The sequence below is a fragment of the Bacillus sp. G1(2015b) genome (assembly GCF_001482475.1).
Classification (GTDB): Bacteria; Bacillota; Bacilli; order Bacillales; family Bacillaceae; genus Bacillus; species Bacillus safensis.
Genome location: NZ_LKIC01000028.1, coordinates 324,427 through 341,468 on the forward strand (window position 1 = coordinate 324,427; position 17,042 = coordinate 341,468).

Genomic DNA, 17,042 nt, shown 5'->3' on the forward strand with positions numbered 1-17,042 from the left:
TTTCATACTTTGTAAGGGAGAAGAGGAGGTGCTTAAATATGAGTTACGGTTACGGTGGCGGTTCTTGCGGCGGCTACGGTGGAGGCTACGGCGGCGGATATGGATCAACATTTGTTCTTGTTGTCGTGCTTTTCATCCTTCTAATCATCGTTGGTGCTTCTTTCTTTAACTACTAAAAAGTAAGAAGGTGAGGGAAGCAAGGGGGAAGCCTTTTGCTTTCCTTTCTCTTTGGTCAAACAAGGTTTTAGGATAGGCACATATCCCGCCTATTTTCATATAGTAAGGTGATTACTCCACAAAGAGGAGGCAAATGAATGGATAATAAATTCTTTAAAAGCGTAGAAAACAAAACCGGTGTGAATATGAATGATGTGTTTAAACTTGCAGGTTCTTTGCAAAATGCCAACTTTAAAGATGAGAATACCGTTCGAGGTGTCATTAAAAAAGTAGCGCAGCTTGCGAACAAACGTGTACCTAAAGAAATGGAAGACAAAATCGTTCAATCGATTACTAGTGGAAAAGAAAAGCTTGATTTCAATACAATCGCTAAAATGATGAATAACAAAAAATAAACAACAGGCTCTCCGTTTAAAGGGGGGCCTGTTGTTTTTTTGTAAATAATTCACGGTTTTTCTTTAGAAGAGGATACAAAAAGCGAGAACGATGAGCCGTTTTGCCTCGTCTAAATGAAGGAACAGACAGATAAAGAGATTGTTCAGCTCTTGTCATGGCCACGTATAATAAACGGCGCTCTTCTTCCAGCGCTTCTTCATCACCGTTTCTGAGTTCATCCAGTGAGAAATCATGAGGCAGTGCCCCGTCGACCACACAAGTGATGTATACTGTCTGGAATTCAAGACCCTTTGCGCGGTGGATCGTCATGAGCTGAACACCGGGTTCATCTGTTTTTTCCTTTTCGGCAGATTTCATATGTTCGGCATGTGCGAGAAAGGCTTCAATCGTTTCAAAGCGTCTGGCAGCTGTTTTCACATCACGTACATCATCTGTCCCTTTTTCAAGTACATTCGTATCGTTCACCCGTTTTTTTAAGTAATCACCGAGTCCCATCTTTTGTTCAATAAATGTCACCGCGTCCGATGGCTTTAATGTTCGTAACGTTCGGAACAAAGGAACGATTGATTGCAGCTTTTTCCGTTGAAACGGCTGTATATCTGTCAGCTTTCCGAGCGCATCTACCATTGAACAATCCTCTGTGATAGTCAGTGCCTTTAGTGTATTCAGCGTTTGCTGCTTTAAAAAGAAAACCGGCAGCAGCTGTTTCATGGCGGCCACATCATCTGCATCCTGACTTAAGGAAAGAAAGGCGAGGAGTACCCGAACAATTCGTCTGCTGTAGAAGGCTTTAACGCCAGCATCCGTTTCATACGGAATGGCCGACTGATGCAGTCGTTCATAAATCGCACGGCCGCCTGTATTCGTACGAAACAGCACGCAGAAGTCATTCGGCTTTGCGCCGTTTTTAATTTTCTCCTGAATATCTGCGACAATCATCGTCGCTTCCTCTTCTTCATCATATGGATAAAAGAGCGTCGGCGAAATTTTCTCCGCCCGAACGGCTTTTAACGTCTTCTCATAACGATGCTGATTTTTCTTAATAATCGCATCTGCACTTGCGACAATTGTATGATGAGAGCGGTAATTCGCATGTAAATGGACGATCTGAGCCGAAGGATAATCCTGTTTGAATTCAAGGATGAAAGCAGGATTGCTACCCCTAAATGCGTAAATGGCTTGATCATCGTCCCCTACACAAAATAACTGCTCTGATTCTCCGGCTAAAAGTTGAATCAAGCGATATTGCACTGGATTAATATCCTGAAATTCATCCACTAAAATATACTGGAATCGTTCTTGATACCGTTTTAACAGTTTAGGCTGTTCTGTCAGCATATGTAAGCAGGCAATCGCCATATCATCAAAGTCAAATTGCTGATGATCTCGTTTTTGCTGTTCATATGATTGATAGATCGTCCACATGTGTTTTTCCTTTTCATCCTTCAAATCAGGAAGTTCACCTGGTAAAAAGGCATTTTTCCAATAGCCGATGGATTGCAGCACTTGATCAGTAGGGTAGTCTTTCTCATCAAGTCCTTCATTCATTATGGCTTTTCGAATGTATTGCTCCTTTTGCCAGTCAAACTTGATCAGATGCTGGCCGTTCCATTTATTTGCGTCATCGTGAAGCAGCATTTTATAAAAAAGACTGTGGAAGGTGCCTGTCACCACTTGGCTGGCTTGTGAAGGATGAAGCTGGTATTGCTTGCGCAGTCTTTCTTTCATCTCACTGCTCGCTTTTGTAGTAAAAGTTACGAGTAAAATATGGTGAGCAGGAATATGATGATGGGACATGAGATAAGCCGCTCTAGCCGTCAGGACTCTTGTTTTTCCGCTGCCGGCACCAGCCAGCACAAGCATCGGACCATCTAAATGTGTGACAGCTTGAAGCTGCGGTGTGCTAAAGGTGATATGCGGGAAGAGGTCGATCGTATGAACTTGTTCATTCTCTTCTAAATGTAAGGCGTCGCTAAATTGAATCGACTTTGGTTCCTGCCAGTCATATGATTCGCTAGTTTGCGAGATGATCTGTTTGCCGGTTGGAAAACGGAAGCCGCCAAGTTCTTTATAGGAAGTCTTTTCCTCTTGTTCAGCCGTTTGATTATGATCTGCTTGATCTTCAGCTTGTTCACAAATCTCTTGCTGAGACATGTGCTTATGAATAAAGGCAGGTTCATCATGTATATTTAATCTAAAAAAGACCGGTTGTCCGCAATATGGGCAGAATAATTGTCCTTTTTTTCCCTCGTCATGGAGGAATTGATAATGTTCTCTCGAATACGTATGTAATGAGATCGTTCGATCATGTCGTCGTGCGCATTTCAAAGCTAGTCCTCCAATAGTCAATCAATCTTAAAATGAAACACATCTAATCATATCAAATGAGGCGTGTTTCAAACAGTCATAATTAGGGAATAGTAGAGTAAGAGAGAAGCAAAGGAGGCGTTCTTGATGGGATATATAGCCCCGATTCAGCCGGATCTGTATTTTCAATATATCAATCGTCCAGCTCCTCAGGATAAAGAAGACTACGCGAAAGTAACAAAGGTTACTCGCACCTTTCATGACAAGATTTACAGAGAGCTGGAGAAAAAAGAGGACTTAGTGACAGAAGCGGAAACGAAAGTACAGCAAAAAAAGCGGGAACGCTTTGTACGAGATATGTTTATGGAGGAAGGAAAAGGCGTTCATATCAATACGTATATATAAATGATTGCGCTTTCTTCCATTGGCGAACGATAATGAAAAAGAAAAAGCCAGGGCATCTTGAATGCTCTGGCTTTTCTTTTGGTCAAACAGACAGTGTTTTTGTCATTTTGACATGGGTGATTCCAGCTTCTTCAAACGGTTCAGAAACCGCTTTGTAGCCTTTCTTTTCGTAGAAAGGAAGCGCATGGACTTGGGCATGCATCACCGCTTCTTTTGCTCCATTAGCAATTGCTTCTGTTTCTAGCGCTTCTAATAGCTTGAGGCCAAGGCCGAAGGAGCGCGCCTCTTTTAACACACAAATTCTTTCTAGCTTTGCCTTTGATCCCTCAATGATCCGCAGTCTAGCGGCCGCCTGAGGCTTTTTGTCATCATTGTAAATGACAAAATGGGTGGCTTTGTCCTCTAGTTCATCTATTTCGATCTCTACTGGAACTTCTTGTTCTTTGACGAATACTTCTTTTCGAACGTAATATGCATCTTCTCGTTGTGTTTGTTCTGTTGCGATGACTGTTTTCAAATGTCTTTAACCCTCTTCTCCTAAAATAAATGTTTCATAGACGGTCCAAGATCCGTTTTCTAATTGATATAAAAGGTGGAAGCGATCCACTGTTTCTTCATGGTCAATCTTTCTCAGCTTTAATGTGCCAAGTACGTCTGAATGCTCATCATCTGATAGTTTTTGAGCCACTGTCACATGCGGAACAAAGGCATATTCAGGTGTACCAGCAAGTGGCTCTGCGTACAATCTTTCATTGAGCGCCATGATGTCCTCGTTCGGTTCTACTTTCATATAAATGACGTTGTTTACAGGAGCGAATGAACTGAATTTTTTAATACGTAACGTAATAGGAGAAGCATTTTTTGCATAATCTCTTAACGTTGAGACGACCTCAGCCGCTTCTAGATCCGTTAATTCAAAAGGTGTTCTTAATGTTAAATGAGGCGGTATAAGTGCATAGTTCGGATCATAACGCTTCCGGTAAGAGTTCGCAATATCTTGCAATTTTTTTGATGGAAATATAACAACTCCGTATTTCATCATGTTCCCTCCTGAATAAGAAAGTATTTATTATTATTTATTATAACAAAATTCAGTTGATTAACGAATATGGGAGCATTCTTTTTAACGAAGGCGCAATGAGCGGCTGCCAAAACGTCCATTTATGATCCCCTTCGAATGTCTCAAATAAATAATCCGCTCCAGATTGTTCAAGAAGGGCCTTTAAATCATCATTCGGCTGAACAAAATCAAGCACCTGGCCATCTGTTGTTTTCACAGCGGTTTCCTCCAGCCCAATTTGATGGATAATGGCATAATGAGAAAGGGCTGTCGACTGTTTGACGGCTTCTAGAACCGACTCGTCAACATAAGGGGACTGCAAAATCAGCCCGCCAAATAAAGAAGGATAATCAATGGCTGTCATGAGGGAAATCGTCGCACCCAGTGAATCACCAATAAACGTACGTCCTGATCCAATTTGATAGGTTGGATAGTGTTCATCAATATAAGGAACCAGTTCATTAGCTAAAAAGCGTTTATACGCTTCAAACTTTGTGCCGTCTGGATGATACGTGTTCCGTCTCTCCGTAACATTTTCATAAGGGACACCAATGATAATCGAGCGTTCCATTTCTTTGTTCTGCATCAATTCTTCTGCCTGTCTGCCTATTTTGCCTAGGCGGAAATAATCATGACCATCCTGGGCAATGATGACATGATATGTATAAAGGGGGGAGTAATTGACTGGCAAATAGATCAAAATGGTCATGTCCGCCCCAAGTTCTTTTGACTGTAAGGTTTCTTCTTGAATGATTCCTGTTTTCTTCACCATAATCCATTCCTCCAGCTAACCAAATTCATCATAAAGTGAAACGTTTCCATTCATTGTAACACGAAAAACAGCGTTGTTCCTATATGCTAACATGCAATCAAATCGTATAACATCGATTCTGTTATAAAATACAGAAAATTTTAATTAATCATGACATTCCCCCTTGAAAAATGAGATTTAATGGGTTACAGTATTAAGAATTAGAACAGACAGACAACACATTCTTATCGTGAGAGGTGGAGGGACTGGCCCTTTGAAACCTCAGCAACCGGTATGCATCACTTCATGTGATGTACCAAGGTGCTAAATCCAGCAAGCAGCTTTTTTGCTTGGAAGATAAGAGGAAGCGATTAAACCCCTTCTTCTTATGAAGAAGGGGTTTTCTGTTTTGAAATCAGATTTTTACTTAGGATGGTGTCAAATGACAGAACATGTGGAAACGAAATTAGCGCAGATTGGAAACCGTAGCGAAGAGGTGACTGGCACTGTCAGTCCTCCCGTTTACCTTTCGACAGCATACAGACATAGAGGTATAGGGGAATCTACAGGATTTGATTATATTCGAACGAAAAACCCAACAAGACAGCTCGTAGAGGATGCAATTGCTTCACTCGAAGAAGGGACGGCCGGTTTTGCCTTCAGTTCGGGAATGGCTGCGATTCAAACGATCATGGCTCTATTTGAAAGCGGAGATGAACTCATCGTCTCATCAGACCTATATGGCGGTACATACCGTTTGTTTGAAAACGAATGGAAAAAGTACGGCTTACGTTTTCTTTATGATGATTTTGCAGATGAAGACTGTTTACGCTCTAAAATTACGCCAAACACAAAAGCGGTCTTTATTGAAACACCGACAAATCCATTGATGCAGGAAGCAGATATTCAAAAAATAGCGAAGATTGCAAAAGAGCATGGCGCTTTGGTGATTGTTGATAACACCTTTTACACACCAGTCTTGCAAAAGCCAATTACGCTTGGTGCAGACATTGTCATTCATAGCGCAACCAAATATTTAGGCGGACATAATGATGTTCTTGCAGGGCTTGTGGTGACAAAAGGAGAGCAGCTGTCTGAAGACATGTTCCAGCATCAAAACGCGATTGGAGCGGTTCTATCACCATTTGACTCATGGCTTTTAATGAGAGGAATGAAAACACTGGCTCTTAGAATGCGCCAGCACGAGGCAAATGCGAAGGAGCTGGCACAGTTTTTAGAGAAGCAGCCAGAAATTCAAGATGTGCTTTATCCAGGAAAGGGAGGCATGCTGTCTTTCCGAGTAGCCAAAGAGGACTGGGTTAATCCATTTTTAAAGCAGCTGAAAACGATTTGTTTTGCTGAAAGCCTTGGTGGAGTCGAAAGCTTCATTACGTATCCTGCAACGCAAACGCACATGGATATCCCAGAAGAGATTCGCATTGCAAACGGTGTATGTAACAAGCTGCTCCGTTTCTCTGTTGGCATCGAGCATGTAGATGACTTGAAAGCAGACCTGAAACAGGCACTATCACAAGTAAAAGAGGAGGTACACGCCAAATGACCACAGATTGGACACTCGAAACACAACTCGTTCATAATGCGTTTAAAACAGATCGTTCAACAGGTGCAGTCAGTGTACCGATTCAGCATGCATCCACCTTTCATCAAAGCAGCTTCGATGAATTTGGCCAATATGACTACTCGAGATCGGGGACTCCGACACGTCAAGCATTAGAGGATACGATTGCGGCGCTGGAAGGAGGAACGAGAGGGCTTGCCTTTGCATCAGGCATGGCAGCCATTTCAACTGCTTTTCTTCTATTATCTAAGGGAGATCACGTGCTTGTCACAAGAGATGTGTATGGCGGGACTTTCCGAATGATCACTCAAGTTCTGTCGAGATTTGGAATTGAGCATACCTTTGTGGATATGACGGATTTGAATGAAGTCAAAAGAGGTATTCAATCGAATACAAAGGTCATTTACATGGAAACACCGTCAAATCCAACACTAGGCATTACAGATATTGAAGGTGTCGTACAAATTGCGAAAGAGCATGACTGTTTGACATTCTTAGATAATACGTTTTTAACGCCTGCTCTTCAGCGCCCGCTGGACCTTGGTGTGGATGTTGTTCTGCACAGCGCAACGAAATTTTTAAGCGGCCACAGTGATGTGCTGTCAGGCTTAGCTGTGGTGAAAGATGAGAAGCTGGGAGACGAACTCTATTCACTGCAAAACTCCTTCGGTGCGGTCCTTGGTGTGCAGGATTGCTGGCTCGTGTTAAGAGGGTTAAAAACCCTTCAGGTCAGATTAGAAAAAGCTAGTCAAACGGCCTTCGAGCTAGCTTTATTTCTTAAAGAACATCCTGCGGTCAAAAAAGTATACTACCCAGGCTTAGATGATCACCCGGGTGCAGATATTCAGCGAAAGCAGGCAAGCGGAGCAGGGGCTGTTCTCTCATTTGAACTAGAAAACCAAGCGGCAGTCAAAGAATTAGTGGATGCCGTCACATTACCTGTATTCGCCGTCAGCCTCGGCGCCGTCGAATCCATTCTGTCGTATCCAGCCAAAATGTCACATGCGGCTATGCCAAAAGAAGAAAGAGAAAAAAGAGGGATTACAGATGGGCTGCTTCGTTTAAGTGTAGGTGTCGAAAACGGAGAAGACCTCAAACGTGACTTCAAACAAGCACTCGATCAACTAAAGCCCGTCCTTGTGAACCAATCATAAAGAAGGAGAGAAAAAAGCCGGCACGGCCGCCGGCTTTTTGACCTTTTTTAAACAAAACCATTGACGCTTTATTATTATGGTTATATAATAGAGACTGTCAGTAACAGAAAGCCCAGAACTGATACATAACCCGATTCCGTAGCTCAGCTGGGAGAGCGCTACCTTGACAGGGTAGAGGTCGCTGGTTCGAGCCCAGTCGGAATCATCGTTGAAACCCTTGCGTAGCAAGGGTTTTTTGTTTTTTGCAGATTGTTTCTTTTTAGGTTAAAACGATTAAAGTGTTCTGCAGTGTTAAATTCTAATTTGTTTGTGACATGATGATAAATATCTGAGGGTATTTTAACACTAGCATGTCCTGCTCTTTTTTGAATAGATGTACCCCACCTGTTTGGGATGGGGTATCTGCATCAATACATTCAATATTTGTCTGGTGTAATTTAAAAGAATAAAGTTCGTTTATCTTAATATTTAATAATGGTTCTTCCTAAATGTTGGCCATTTTTAATGGCTTCAATTTTTTCAGGTAACGTATCGAGCGTAATCTCATTGACTAGAGTCGTTTGGGAGATATTCCATTCGTTTGCTATCTCGTTCCAAATTACTTTGCGTTTATTGATTGGTACATTTACAGAATCGATCCCTAGAAGGTTGATCCCTCTTAGAATAAAAGGTAACACAGTTGTTGTTAATTTAATTCCGCCTGCATTCCCGCACATGCTCATGCTTCCACCATAAGAAATTTGAGGAATGATCACAGAAGCCACATCTCCTCCTACGGTATCTAAGACGAAGTCAAATTTTTGCTTGTTTAATGGTTTTTTTAGCTCGCCTAATTCGTTTGCAAAAATGACATCAGCTGCTCCTAAAGATTTTGCTATATCAACTTGATTATCTTTACGCACTAAAGCAAAAATATTGTTGTACCCAATTTTAGATAATAATTGTATAGCAATGCTACCAACTCCACCAGTTGACCCTGTAACGAGTATATTAGGTTGATTTTTCGTACTCATACCATTTTCCTGTAAAGCCATGATAGAAAGAGCTGCGGTAAAGCCTGCTGTTCCAAAAATCATTGCTTCTTTTAAAGTCAAGTTATTTGGCAAAGGAACAATCCAATCCGCAGGTACTCTAGCATATTCAGAAAAACCTCCAGTGTGGCTCATGCCCATAGCGAAACCTGTGACAATCACTTGTTGACCCTCTACGAAACGATGATCTGTTGTATGAACGATAGTCCCACTTAGATCAATTCCAGGAATCATTGGATAGTTACGAATAACACCTCCATTTTTTTGAACAGCCAGCATATCTTTATAATTGATTGAAGAATATGCTACTTTAATTAATACTTCTCCTTCAGATAAATCATTAACACTTACATTTTGAAGATCATAACTAACTTGATCATTTTTTTCTGTAACTAGAATCGCTTTAAATGAATCCATTGTGTATCTTCCTCTCTAAAAATATATTACAACAAAATATTTCTGGTCCAAAAGTATTTCAATTAAAAAACTACCATGATATTATAGGTGAAGTCAATATGGGGGAGATAAAATGGAATTATCAGAGTGCATAAATTTTTTACTAAGTGTTAGTCAAAATAAAGTGTTCAAGTACTTTAGTAAACTTTTAGAGGAAAGTGATTTGACACCCGCTCAATATGGTGTGTTGAACTGTCTATGGAGAGAGGGCCAGCTATCTCCTAAACAAATTGGAGAACTTGTATATTTAGAAGCCTCAACCGTTTCTGGAATATTAGATAAAATGCAAAAAGCTGACTTAATTGAACGCACAATAGATCCAAACAATCGAAGAAATATTTTAGTAGAAGCTACTCAAAAATCTTTAGTCATTAGAGATCAAGTTGAAGCAGCAACAATTGAGCTGAACAAGACAGCGCTTCAAAACTTGTCAAATGATGATAAGGTTGTACTAAAGAAAGCATTAAGTACAATTATAAATAATTTTCAATGATGTACTTTTATAAACAAGTTTCATATTAAATCGATAACTATCACAAGGCTCCTTTACAGGAGCTTTTTTCAGTTTCTTTTCGGTGCTTTGTAAATCCTTGGATGTGATAATAAATATAATATTAAGTTTTTTATGGAAATTAGGTAAGGAATGGACAAAATTCTTTCTTCAGTGGAGAAGATTCAATGTTGATGGCAGCTATTCAGAAAGGTTGGCTTGATGCAAATGTTGTAATTGAAGAATCATTAATGTCGTTCTAACGCGCTGGATGCGATGGCATTTTGACTTATTTTGCTTTAGATATGGCTCGGCGACTGAGAGATGGAATCTCAAAACATATAGGCAAAATGAAAACAGACCATGCAGGGTCTGTTTTTTTATGAGGACGATTTGAGGACATTTAGAAAAATATTGGTGGAAGAAAATCCTTTTTCATACCAACCACACATCTTTTAATAGTATCAGCATATTCAGTTTAAGAGGTTACTTACAAAATATTTTAGAACTATCTTGTAAGAATCCTCCTAAATGTAATACGGACTTTACATATTTTCTATTTGTCTATACCTTTCATATCTCTGTTGGATAAGCTCTTCTGAGGATAATGGTGTCAATTTTTTTAGAGATGTTTCGATCACAGATTCAATCATTTGTGCCTGTGATTTGATATCATTTTGTGCTCCACCTTTCATTTCAGGGATGATTTCATCAATCATTCCTAACTGTTTTAAATCTTTTGCTGAAATTTTCATATGTTCAGCAGCTTCTGGAGCATACTTAGCGTCCTTCCATAGGATAGATGCTGCTCCTTCTGGCGAAATTACCGAGTACCATGAATACTCTAACATATGGATATGGTTACCGACACTAATGCCAAGAGCTCCACCACTTGATGCCTCTCCAATTACAATACAAACAATTGGCACTTTAAGCGTAGCCATTTCAAATAGATTTCGAGCTATCGCTTCAGAAATTCCACGTTCTTCAGACCCTTTCCCTGGATAGGCGCCTATTGTATCAATAAATGTAATAATAGGGCGATTAAATTTATCAGCTTGTTTCATAAGTCTTAGCGCTTTTCTATATCCTTCTGGATGAGCCATTCCAAAATTTCTTTCTATATTTTCCTTTGTACTTCTACCTCTTTGATGACCTATAACCGTAACGGGCATTCCTTTAAATTTTGCAATACCACCTATCATTGCTTTATCATCACCATATAATCGATCACCATGAAGTTCGAAAAAGTTTGTAAACAATAAAGGTATATAATCCAATGTCGTGGGCCGGTTACGTAGCCTTGCAATTTGAACTCGTTGAAAAGCTGTAAGATTAGAATAAATTTCATCTTGCATTTTATTTAAACGTTTTTCTAATAAATGAATTTCTGCCGATAAATCTACATTATTTTCTTTCATCATTTTCTTTAATTCATCAAATTTCTCTTTTAGTTCAATAATAGGACGTTCAAAATCCAAACTCATTTTATCCTCCAAAGGTTATGACCTCACTCTAATCAAAAGACTTAGAAATAGAATCAATAAATAATTCAAAACCATCCACAACAATTTTTTGTTCTGATTCTGATAAATTATTAAGGATACGTTGATAAAATGTAAGGGATTGTTCTCTTAAGCGATTAACAGTAATGTGCCCTTTTTCTGTGAGGTGCAGAAAAAGTTCTCTTCTATTTTTTTCATTTACTTCACGATAAACAAGCCCCATTTTTACTAACTTATCTACCAACCTACTTACAGTTGAAGTCTCTAATCTAAGTTTATTGGATAGTTGCCAAACAGTTAATTTTTCCATCTCTAGTTCCTCTAACGCCATCATTTGAGAAGTTGGTAGAGGTTTTTCAAATGGTCCATTCGGCAAATTTTGAGATTCGAAAACCCCAGTTAATATAATCATTTTCTTAATATCTGTTCTTAGTTTTAAGGCATCTTCTCTTTTCAAAAGGTCAACCTCCTACAATTCATGCATCATACATCAATTGTATTATACATCAATGTGATTTTTTCACAAGCTTAACATAAGCCAATATGACAACATGGACGAGGTATTTTTTCTTGTTAAATGTGTCTAATTTGTGAATTTAACAATTTCCACAAACTAAAATATATGGAAGTTCAGTCTATAGTAGGTAACATAATACTCATTGTTATGGCGGGTATCTAGTCTCGTAAAAGTGACAAGACTAATCATTTTGAATGAATAGAAGGAGGTTTCATGATTATTGCCATAACTGATGTTACACACGGTAGTAAAGTAAGAGAGCCAAAAGGTGCTCTGCGTTACTACTATACACATGCCTTAGAAATCGAAAATTCTAAGGAAGAGCTTCTCATCCAAATGGACTTTACAGATAAGCTCTCTAAAAAAAATTACACGGAGGTAATAGGAAATGAGAATTAACCACAATATCGCAGCACTTAACACATTAAACCGTTTATCAGCAAACAATGGTGCAAGCCAAAAGAACATGGAGAAACTTTCTTCTGGTCTTAAAATCAACCGTGCAGGAGATGACGCAGCAGGTCTTGCAATCTCTGAAAAAATGCGTGGACAAATCCGAGGATTAGAAATGGCGTCTAAAAACGCACAAGACGGTATCTCTCTTATCCAAACAGCTGAAGGTGCATTGACTGAAACTCACTCCATCCTTCAACGTGTTCGTGAACTAGTCGTTCAAGCTGGAAATACTGGTACACAGCAAGGTGAAGACTTAGCTGCAATTAAAGATGAGATCACAGCGCTTGTTGAAGAGGTCGATGGTATTTCTAATCGTACTGAGTTTAACGGAAAAAAATTATTAAATGGTACGTTTAATGGAGTAGGTACACCTGGCACACCAGCAACTCCGCCGACAGATCCAGATGATCCAAGTACAGGTACACCTGCAGTCCCAGCAACTCCTGGTGATGCTTTAGTATTCCAAATTGGTGCAAATGCTACACAACAAATTAAAGTCAACATTCAAGATATGAGCGCTGCTGCTTTAGGCGTTACAGACGCAGATGGTGCAGTTGAGACAGGTAAGTCTGTTAAAGACATCGATGTTTCTAAATTTGAAACAATTGCAGCTGATGACGATGGTGGATTTGATGATCAGTTAGCAATCGTTGATGGAGCTATTAAACAAGTTTCTGCACAACGTGCTAAACTTGGTGCAGTTCAAAATCGTCTAGAGCACACAATCAACAACCTTGGTGCATCTTCTGAAAACTTAACGGCTGCTGAGTCTCGTATCCGTGACGTTGACATGGCAAAAGAAATGAGTGAGTTCACGAAGAACAACATTCTTTCTCAAGCGTCTCAAGCAATGCTTGCACAAGCGAATCAACAGCCACAAAACGTACTTCAATTATTACGTTAATAAACCAAAAGCCCCTATATATAGGGGCTTTTTTTGTTTGTCTTAATTCGGTTCGATGCTTCATTTTATTGATCGTTCTAAAAGATGCTTCAACGCCAATAAATACGACAAAGAATATTACTATCCAACTGACCAAATATTCGAGAGTGACTTTTGTATTTCTCAGTGTTGGTCATTATCCTGTTCTCACAAACAGGGAGCTACATAAAGCAGCTCCCTGACAAGTAATCAATCTTTCTTTTTTTTGTAGTCTTTTATTAAGCTTGAAACAGTTAAACCCATTACACCAAAAGCTACTACATAAAATAAAATATTTGTTACAGGTGTATCAATTTTTCCTAAAATCAACACAATTGCGATAATAGCGGTGGGTAAAGTAATTAACAAACCTTTGGATGCCTTATTTTCCTGTGTCACTAGCCGAGCACCTCCTTGAGGAATTACATGAACAAAGGTCGTTCGCAACAAACTAAAACAATTGATTTCTTTACTAAAAGTAAAATGAACATATATAGATGCTTTTTTATAAGTTTTACATTGGTAAAATAGTGAGAAGTATCTCAGTCATTCTTTCCAATATAGAGGAGGGGGAATCGCAGTTAACTTATACAAATGTATAAACAGCACTTCATAGAACTTGCCTTACTAGGGTGAATTTAAACGTATATAATACTTCTCTTAAAGTTGTTGGTTTTAAAAAGTAAAAAACATGGTAAAATTAGATAAAAGTATAAGAAAGAGTGATTCTATGGAATATGTAATTATGTTAATCTTTTTATTAGCACTTTTCTTTATTTTTACTATTTTCCTAAAAACTCGTTACAGTTTTGGTGAAAAATACTTAGTCTTAAAATTTGGTTTATCTAAAACAGAAATACCAATTGATCAAATCGTTAGTATTAAAGAGTCAGACAAGTATGCAGTTGCAGATAATATTGATTATAGAATTGGTGCTCCATATGGTCAACCAGATAGAATCGTTATTGAAACTATGAATAAGCGTTTTCTAGTTTTTTTAAATGAAGGTCATCATTTTCTTCAAAATTATAAAAAAGCTAGTGCTAGAATATAAGATAAGTATCTTCTAAGATAGAAGGTGCTTTTTTATTCGAGTTCCACTTCTTTAGATATACTAATAGAATGAATACTTCAATACTTCAGCCAAGTTGACTTACGAAGAGTTGTTGAAGGTTGCTAAGTGATAGACTGAAACATAATATATCTCTTGAAAGGATGATTGTGGTGGTGAAAACAGATAAAGTCTCCTCCTGAATACAGTAAATCACATTCAGGAGGAGATAAAAAATGTTTAAAAAAATAGATGAAAATTATCCGAGAAAAGAGCACTTTCATCATTATATGAAGGTAACCCGATGCTCATATAGCCTAGTTATCGATTTAGATATCACGAAATTGCATTCAATATTAAAAGAAAAAAAGCTAAAAGTATATCCTGTGCAAATTTATTTGTTAGCAAGGGCTGTGCAAAAAATACCGGAGTTTCGGATGGATCTAGTGAATGATGAACTTGGTCACTGGGATCTTCTCCATCCTAGTTATACGATTCTAAATAAAGAAACAAAGACATTTTCAAGTATTTGGACGCCTTATGACGAAAATTTTGCTCGGTTTTATAAAAGCTGTGTAGCTGATATTGAAGCTTATAGCGAAAGTAACAAACTATTTCCGAAACCTCATATGCCAGAAAATATGTTCAATATTTCAAGCCTGCCTTGGATTGATTTTACTTCTTTTGACCTTAATGTATCTACAGATGAAACTTATTTGCTGCCGATATTTACGTTAGGCAAATTTAAGGTGAAAGAAGGAAAAATCATCTTGCCAGTCGCCATTCAAGTACATCATGCTGTTTGTGACGGCTATCATGCCGGTCAATATGTAGAATATTTGAGATGGCTTATAGAACATTGTGAAGAGTGGTTAGACGATTCATTGGGTAAGTCCTGAATGTCAGGAGTGATTTGCAAGAGGTTTAAGCAGACTTTAACGAGTCTGCTTATTTGTTGTGTAATGAAGGAGCTATTAGTTTGCAAACAAGGCAATCATGTTTTGTTTCTCAATTATTTTTGCGGTTTCTTTTTGGCGTTTTGTAAAAATGAACTACAAAAATCATGTCGAAACACGACGATGATTGATTGAGGCACAGCATCTCAAAATGTGTAAAACATATGAAAACAGACCTTAAGGAGGTCTGTTTTCATATTGGAATCTGTCGAAAGCATCATTAACATAGGGAAGAAGTAAGTGTTGTATTCATTTTTGTTGTGCACAACAATCTATGTTAAGCCTCAAGGTTGTGTAAATAACCATCAAGATAAAAAGACATTGTATTCATCACATCTGTTTTAAAATCTCGTTTAAATTCATGCATATTATGATTTTCAATAATAGTGATGACTTCATCTGGTAAGGTGGCAGTGAGTTTGCATCCAGTGATAATGGCTGCTTCAGCTTGAAAAATATCCATCACTTGCGCCTCATTGATCACATCATTTGAACAAAGTAAGTCTGTCATTTCCTTTAGCTTTTTAAATAACAACATTTTTGACTGAAGCATACCATCAGAGTCGACGTTTCTTTCCAAAACAGAAGTGCGAATTGCTTCTAATCTAATGTATATAGGGTTTTTATCAATAATTTCTTCCAATTCCTTCAGAAAAAGATGTTTGATATCCTGAAGGCTTTTGATCTGTGTTTCAGAAATAATTTCAATGAAGCGTTCTAGTCTCTTTATATATTCCCGGCATAATAGTTGGAAGAACAGAGCTTCTTTCGTTTTGAAATAAACAAACAGTATGCCCTTTGATAGCTTCGTTTCTTTGGCGATATCTGACATTTTGATTTGGTTATATTCATGTGTCTCAAAAAGCTCTGCTGCTTTATCTAAAATCGCTTGAGCTCTTAGAGCCTTTGCTTCATCTGTCATCGCTCTTTTCATTATTTTTCAACCTCCATTTCAAAGGTAATTTTGATTTGGAGTCAGACAAAGAGATATATAAGGAAGCATGTCATTAGCTGAATCTTTTAATGATCTTGTCAAACGTACGATCACCTAGAAGATTTTTCATGAACACCATAGGTTTAGCACCAAACCCAACCAAATAGCGCGTTTTAGGTTTCGTTACAGTGACAGCTTTCACAATCGTATTTGCAATGACTTCTGGTTTTGTTAAACTACTTCCTGAATAAGTTTTTACCATGTTATCTGCTGACTTGTTGGCAGCTTCTTTATAAGCTCCTTTTGCAGATGCAGTTCTTAGATTTTCTGCTGCAATGACGCCCCACTCGGTTGCAATTCCTCCAGGCTCAACCACAATGACATCAATACCAAATGGTTCAACTTCTAACCGTAAGCAATCAGAAAAACCTTCTACTGCAAATTTGGTGGCGTGGTACCATGCACCAAATGATGTCCACACTTTTCCGCCCATAGAAGAAATATTAACGATCTTACCATAGTTGTTTTTTCTCATACTAGGCAGAACAAGCTGCGTCATTCTGGCAAGACCAAACACGTTCACTTCTACTTGTCTTCGCGCTTCTTCCATAGATACATCTTCAACCGCACCATATGAGCCGTAGCCCGCATTATTGACAAGCACGTCGATTCTTCCTTCTTTGTCCAAAATCTCACGTACACAGTTTACCATAGACTCTTCGTCAGTGACATCAAGTGAAATGGTGTTAATTCCTTGAGAGATGAGGTCTTCCATCATTTCTTTTCGACGTGCAGCACCATAAACAATGAAACCTTTCTTATATAATTCAATTGCTGTGGACTTTCCAATACCTGCTGATGCACCTGTGATAAGAGCGACTTTTTTACTCATTTG

20 protein-coding genes, 1 tRNA gene and 1 riboswitch are annotated in these 17,042 nt (G+C 38.5%); of the genes, 11 read left to right on the top strand and 10 right to left on the bottom strand.

Annotated features, from left to right (window positions below; all coding sequences use genetic code 11):
- The first annotated feature begins 38 nt into the window (after positions 1-38).
- Positions 39-176, top strand: coding sequence for a YjcZ family sporulation protein (locus tag AMR95_RS19000; protein ID WP_024426457.1), 138 nt, complete (start codon positions 39-41; stop codon positions 174-176).
- A 138-nt stretch (positions 177-314) separates the two neighbouring features.
- Positions 315-572, top strand: a complete 258-nt coding sequence (locus tag AMR95_RS16265; RefSeq protein ID WP_008348417.1) for a stage VI sporulation protein F — start codon at positions 315-317, stop codon at positions 570-572.
- A 16-nt stretch (positions 573-588) separates the two neighbouring features.
- Here AMR95_RS16265 and AMR95_RS16270 read toward each other — a convergent pair whose 3' ends face one another.
- Positions 589-2,901 carry a UvrD-helicase domain-containing protein gene (locus tag AMR95_RS16270; protein WP_058838861.1) on the bottom strand — a complete coding sequence of 771 codons (2,313 nt, stop codon included), beginning with the start codon at positions 2,899-2,901 and terminating at the stop codon, positions 589-591.
- 126 nt (positions 2,902-3,027) lie between these two features.
- On the opposite strand from AMR95_RS16270, the gene AMR95_RS16275 reads away from it, so the two are divergent.
- The gene (locus tag AMR95_RS16275; RefSeq protein WP_003210759.1) at positions 3,028-3,285 is read left to right on the top strand and encodes a hypothetical protein; all 258 of its coding nucleotides are present in this window, start codon (positions 3,028-3,030) and stop codon (positions 3,283-3,285) included.
- An 82-nt stretch (positions 3,286-3,367) separates the two neighbouring features.
- Here AMR95_RS16275 and AMR95_RS16280 read toward each other — a convergent pair whose 3' ends face one another.
- From AMR95_RS16280 to AMR95_RS16290, 3 genes are read right to left on the bottom strand one after another with little or no spacing between them, the layout of a single operon-like run.
- Positions 3,368-3,802 carry a GNAT family N-acetyltransferase gene (locus tag AMR95_RS16280; protein ID WP_039177857.1) on the bottom strand — a complete coding sequence of 145 codons (435 nt, stop codon included), beginning with the start codon at positions 3,800-3,802 and terminating at the stop codon, positions 3,368-3,370.
- A gap of 6 nt (positions 3,803-3,808) precedes the next feature.
- On the bottom strand, positions 3,809-4,324 hold the full coding sequence (locus tag AMR95_RS16285; RefSeq protein WP_039177859.1) for a YjcG family protein: 516 nt from the start codon (positions 4,322-4,324) through the stop codon (positions 3,809-3,811).
- A gap of 52 nt (positions 4,325-4,376) precedes the next feature.
- The gene (locus tag AMR95_RS16290; RefSeq protein ID WP_039177861.1) at positions 4,377-5,117 is read right to left on the bottom strand and encodes an alpha/beta hydrolase; all 741 of its coding nucleotides are present in this window, start codon (positions 5,115-5,117) and stop codon (positions 4,377-4,379) included.
- A 221-nt stretch (positions 5,118-5,338) separates the two neighbouring features.
- A riboswitch (SAM riboswitch) is annotated at positions 5,339-5,460 on the top strand.
- 78 nt (positions 5,461-5,538) lie between these two features.
- Here AMR95_RS16290 and AMR95_RS16295 point away from each other — a divergent pair.
- From AMR95_RS16295 to AMR95_RS16305, 3 genes are all read left to right on the top strand, one after another.
- Positions 5,539-6,657, top strand: coding sequence for a methionine biosynthesis PLP-dependent protein (locus tag AMR95_RS16295; protein ID WP_058838862.1), 1,119 nt, complete (start codon positions 5,539-5,541; stop codon positions 6,655-6,657).
- Complete coding sequence (metC, locus tag AMR95_RS16300; protein ID WP_058838863.1) at positions 6,654-7,829, top strand: cystathionine beta-lyase; 1,176 nt, start codon at positions 6,654-6,656, stop codon at positions 7,827-7,829. The genes AMR95_RS16295 and metC overlap by 4 nt, the downstream gene beginning before the upstream one ends.
- 132 nt (positions 7,830-7,961) lie before the next feature.
- A tRNA-Val gene (locus AMR95_RS16305) sits at positions 7,962-8,034 on the top strand.
- Positions 8,035-8,290: 256 nt separating this feature from the next.
- Here AMR95_RS16305 and AMR95_RS16310 read toward each other — a convergent pair.
- Positions 8,291-9,277 (bottom strand): YhdH/YhfP family quinone oxidoreductase, encoded by a 987-nt coding sequence (locus AMR95_RS16310; RefSeq protein WP_039177867.1) that lies wholly within the window; start codon positions 9,275-9,277, stop codon positions 8,291-8,293.
- A 112-nt stretch (positions 9,278-9,389) separates the two neighbouring features.
- Between AMR95_RS16310 and AMR95_RS16315 the strand changes: the two genes are divergently transcribed.
- Complete coding sequence (locus AMR95_RS16315; protein ID WP_039177869.1) at positions 9,390-9,809, top strand: MarR family winged helix-turn-helix transcriptional regulator; 420 nt, start codon at positions 9,390-9,392, stop codon at positions 9,807-9,809.
- A gap of 542 nt (positions 9,810-10,351) precedes the next feature.
- Here AMR95_RS16315 and AMR95_RS16320 read toward each other — a convergent pair.
- Complete coding sequence (locus AMR95_RS16320) at positions 10,352-11,293, bottom strand: acetyl-CoA carboxylase carboxyltransferase subunit alpha (RefSeq protein ID WP_058838864.1); 942 nt, start codon at positions 11,291-11,293, stop codon at positions 10,352-10,354.
- Positions 11,294-11,321: 28 nt separating this feature from the next.
- Entirely contained in the window at positions 11,322-11,768 is a 447-nt protein-coding gene (locus AMR95_RS16325) for a MarR family winged helix-turn-helix transcriptional regulator (RefSeq protein WP_039177872.1), read from the bottom strand.
- Between the two features lie 273 nt (positions 11,769-12,041).
- Between AMR95_RS16325 and AMR95_RS16330 the strand changes: the two genes are divergently transcribed.
- Positions 12,042-12,227 (top strand): hypothetical protein, encoded by a 186-nt coding sequence (locus AMR95_RS16330; RefSeq protein WP_058838865.1) that lies wholly within the window; start codon positions 12,042-12,044, stop codon positions 12,225-12,227.
- On the top strand, positions 12,217-13,188 hold the full coding sequence (gene hag, locus AMR95_RS16335; RefSeq protein WP_058838866.1) for a flagellin Hag: 972 nt from the start codon (positions 12,217-12,219) through the stop codon (positions 13,186-13,188). The genes AMR95_RS16330 and hag overlap by 11 nt, the downstream gene beginning before the upstream one ends.
- A 228-nt stretch (positions 13,189-13,416) precedes the next feature.
- Here the strand turns inward: hag and AMR95_RS16340 are convergent, their stop codons facing one another.
- The gene (locus tag AMR95_RS16340) at positions 13,417-13,605 is read right to left on the bottom strand and encodes a hypothetical protein (protein ID WP_058838867.1); all 189 of its coding nucleotides are present in this window, start codon (positions 13,603-13,605) and stop codon (positions 13,417-13,419) included.
- 331 nt (positions 13,606-13,936) lie between these two features.
- Between AMR95_RS16340 and AMR95_RS16345 the strand changes: the two genes are divergently transcribed.
- Together AMR95_RS16345 and catA are read left to right on the top strand one after the other, a co-directional pair.
- Positions 13,937-14,260 (top strand): SunI/YnzG family protein, encoded by a 324-nt coding sequence (locus AMR95_RS16345; protein ID WP_058838868.1) that lies wholly within the window; start codon positions 13,937-13,939, stop codon positions 14,258-14,260.
- Between the two features lie 233 nt (positions 14,261-14,493).
- Complete coding sequence (catA, locus tag AMR95_RS16350; RefSeq protein ID WP_058838869.1) at positions 14,494-15,156, top strand: type A chloramphenicol O-acetyltransferase; 663 nt, start codon at positions 14,494-14,496, stop codon at positions 15,154-15,156.
- Between the two features lie 334 nt (positions 15,157-15,490).
- Here the strand turns inward: catA and AMR95_RS16355 are convergent, their stop codons facing one another.
- Both AMR95_RS16355 and AMR95_RS16360 read right to left on the bottom strand, forming a co-directional pair.
- The gene (locus tag AMR95_RS16355; RefSeq protein ID WP_047202764.1) at positions 15,491-16,147 is read right to left on the bottom strand and encodes a TetR/AcrR family transcriptional regulator; all 657 of its coding nucleotides are present in this window, start codon (positions 16,145-16,147) and stop codon (positions 15,491-15,493) included.
- A gap of 73 nt (positions 16,148-16,220) precedes the next feature.
- The gene (locus AMR95_RS16360; RefSeq protein ID WP_047202763.1) at positions 16,221-17,039 is read right to left on the bottom strand and encodes an oxidoreductase; all 819 of its coding nucleotides are present in this window, start codon (positions 17,037-17,039) and stop codon (positions 16,221-16,223) included.
- Positions 17,040-17,042: the final 3 nt, after the last annotated feature.

Coding starts and splice junctions, on each gene's coding strand:
- AMR95_RS19000 (WP_024426457.1), top strand. CDS start 39: ATGAGTTACGGTTACGGTGGCGGTTCTTGCGGCGGCTACGGTGGAGGC.
- AMR95_RS16265 (WP_008348417.1), top strand. CDS start 315: ATGGATAATAAATTCTTTAAAAGCGTAGAAAACAAAACCGGTGTGAAT.
- AMR95_RS16275 (WP_003210759.1), top strand. CDS start 3,028: ATGGGATATATAGCCCCGATTCAGCCGGATCTGTATTTTCAATATATC.
- AMR95_RS16285 (WP_039177859.1), bottom strand. CDS start 4,324: ATGAAATACGGAGTTGTTATATTTCCATCAAAAAAATTGCAAGATATT.
- AMR95_RS16290 (WP_039177861.1), bottom strand. CDS start 5,117: ATGGTGAAGAAAACAGGAATCATTCAAGAAGAAACCTTACAGTCAAAA.
- AMR95_RS16295 (WP_058838862.1), top strand. CDS start 5,539: ATGACAGAACATGTGGAAACGAAATTAGCGCAGATTGGAAACCGTAGC.
- metC (WP_058838863.1), top strand. CDS start 6,654: ATGACCACAGATTGGACACTCGAAACACAACTCGTTCATAATGCGTTT.
- AMR95_RS16310 (WP_039177867.1), bottom strand. CDS start 9,277: ATGGATTCATTTAAAGCGATTCTAGTTACAGAAAAAAATGATCAAGTT.
- AMR95_RS16315 (WP_039177869.1), top strand. CDS start 9,390: ATGGAATTATCAGAGTGCATAAATTTTTTACTAAGTGTTAGTCAAAAT.
- AMR95_RS16320 (WP_058838864.1), bottom strand. CDS start 11,293: ATGAGTTTGGATTTTGAACGTCCTATTATTGAACTAAAAGAGAAATTT.
- AMR95_RS16330 (WP_058838865.1), top strand. CDS start 12,042: ATGATTATTGCCATAACTGATGTTACACACGGTAGTAAAGTAAGAGAG.
- hag (WP_058838866.1), top strand. CDS start 12,217: ATGAGAATTAACCACAATATCGCAGCACTTAACACATTAAACCGTTTA.
- AMR95_RS16345 (WP_058838868.1), top strand. CDS start 13,937: ATGGAATATGTAATTATGTTAATCTTTTTATTAGCACTTTTCTTTATT.
- catA (WP_058838869.1), top strand. CDS start 14,494: ATGTTTAAAAAAATAGATGAAAATTATCCGAGAAAAGAGCACTTTCAT.
- AMR95_RS16355 (WP_047202764.1), bottom strand. CDS start 16,147: ATGAAAAGAGCGATGACAGATGAAGCAAAGGCTCTAAGAGCTCAAGCG.
- AMR95_RS16360 (WP_047202763.1), bottom strand. CDS start 17,039: ATGAGTAAAAAAGTCGCTCTTATCACAGGTGCATCAGCAGGTATTGGA.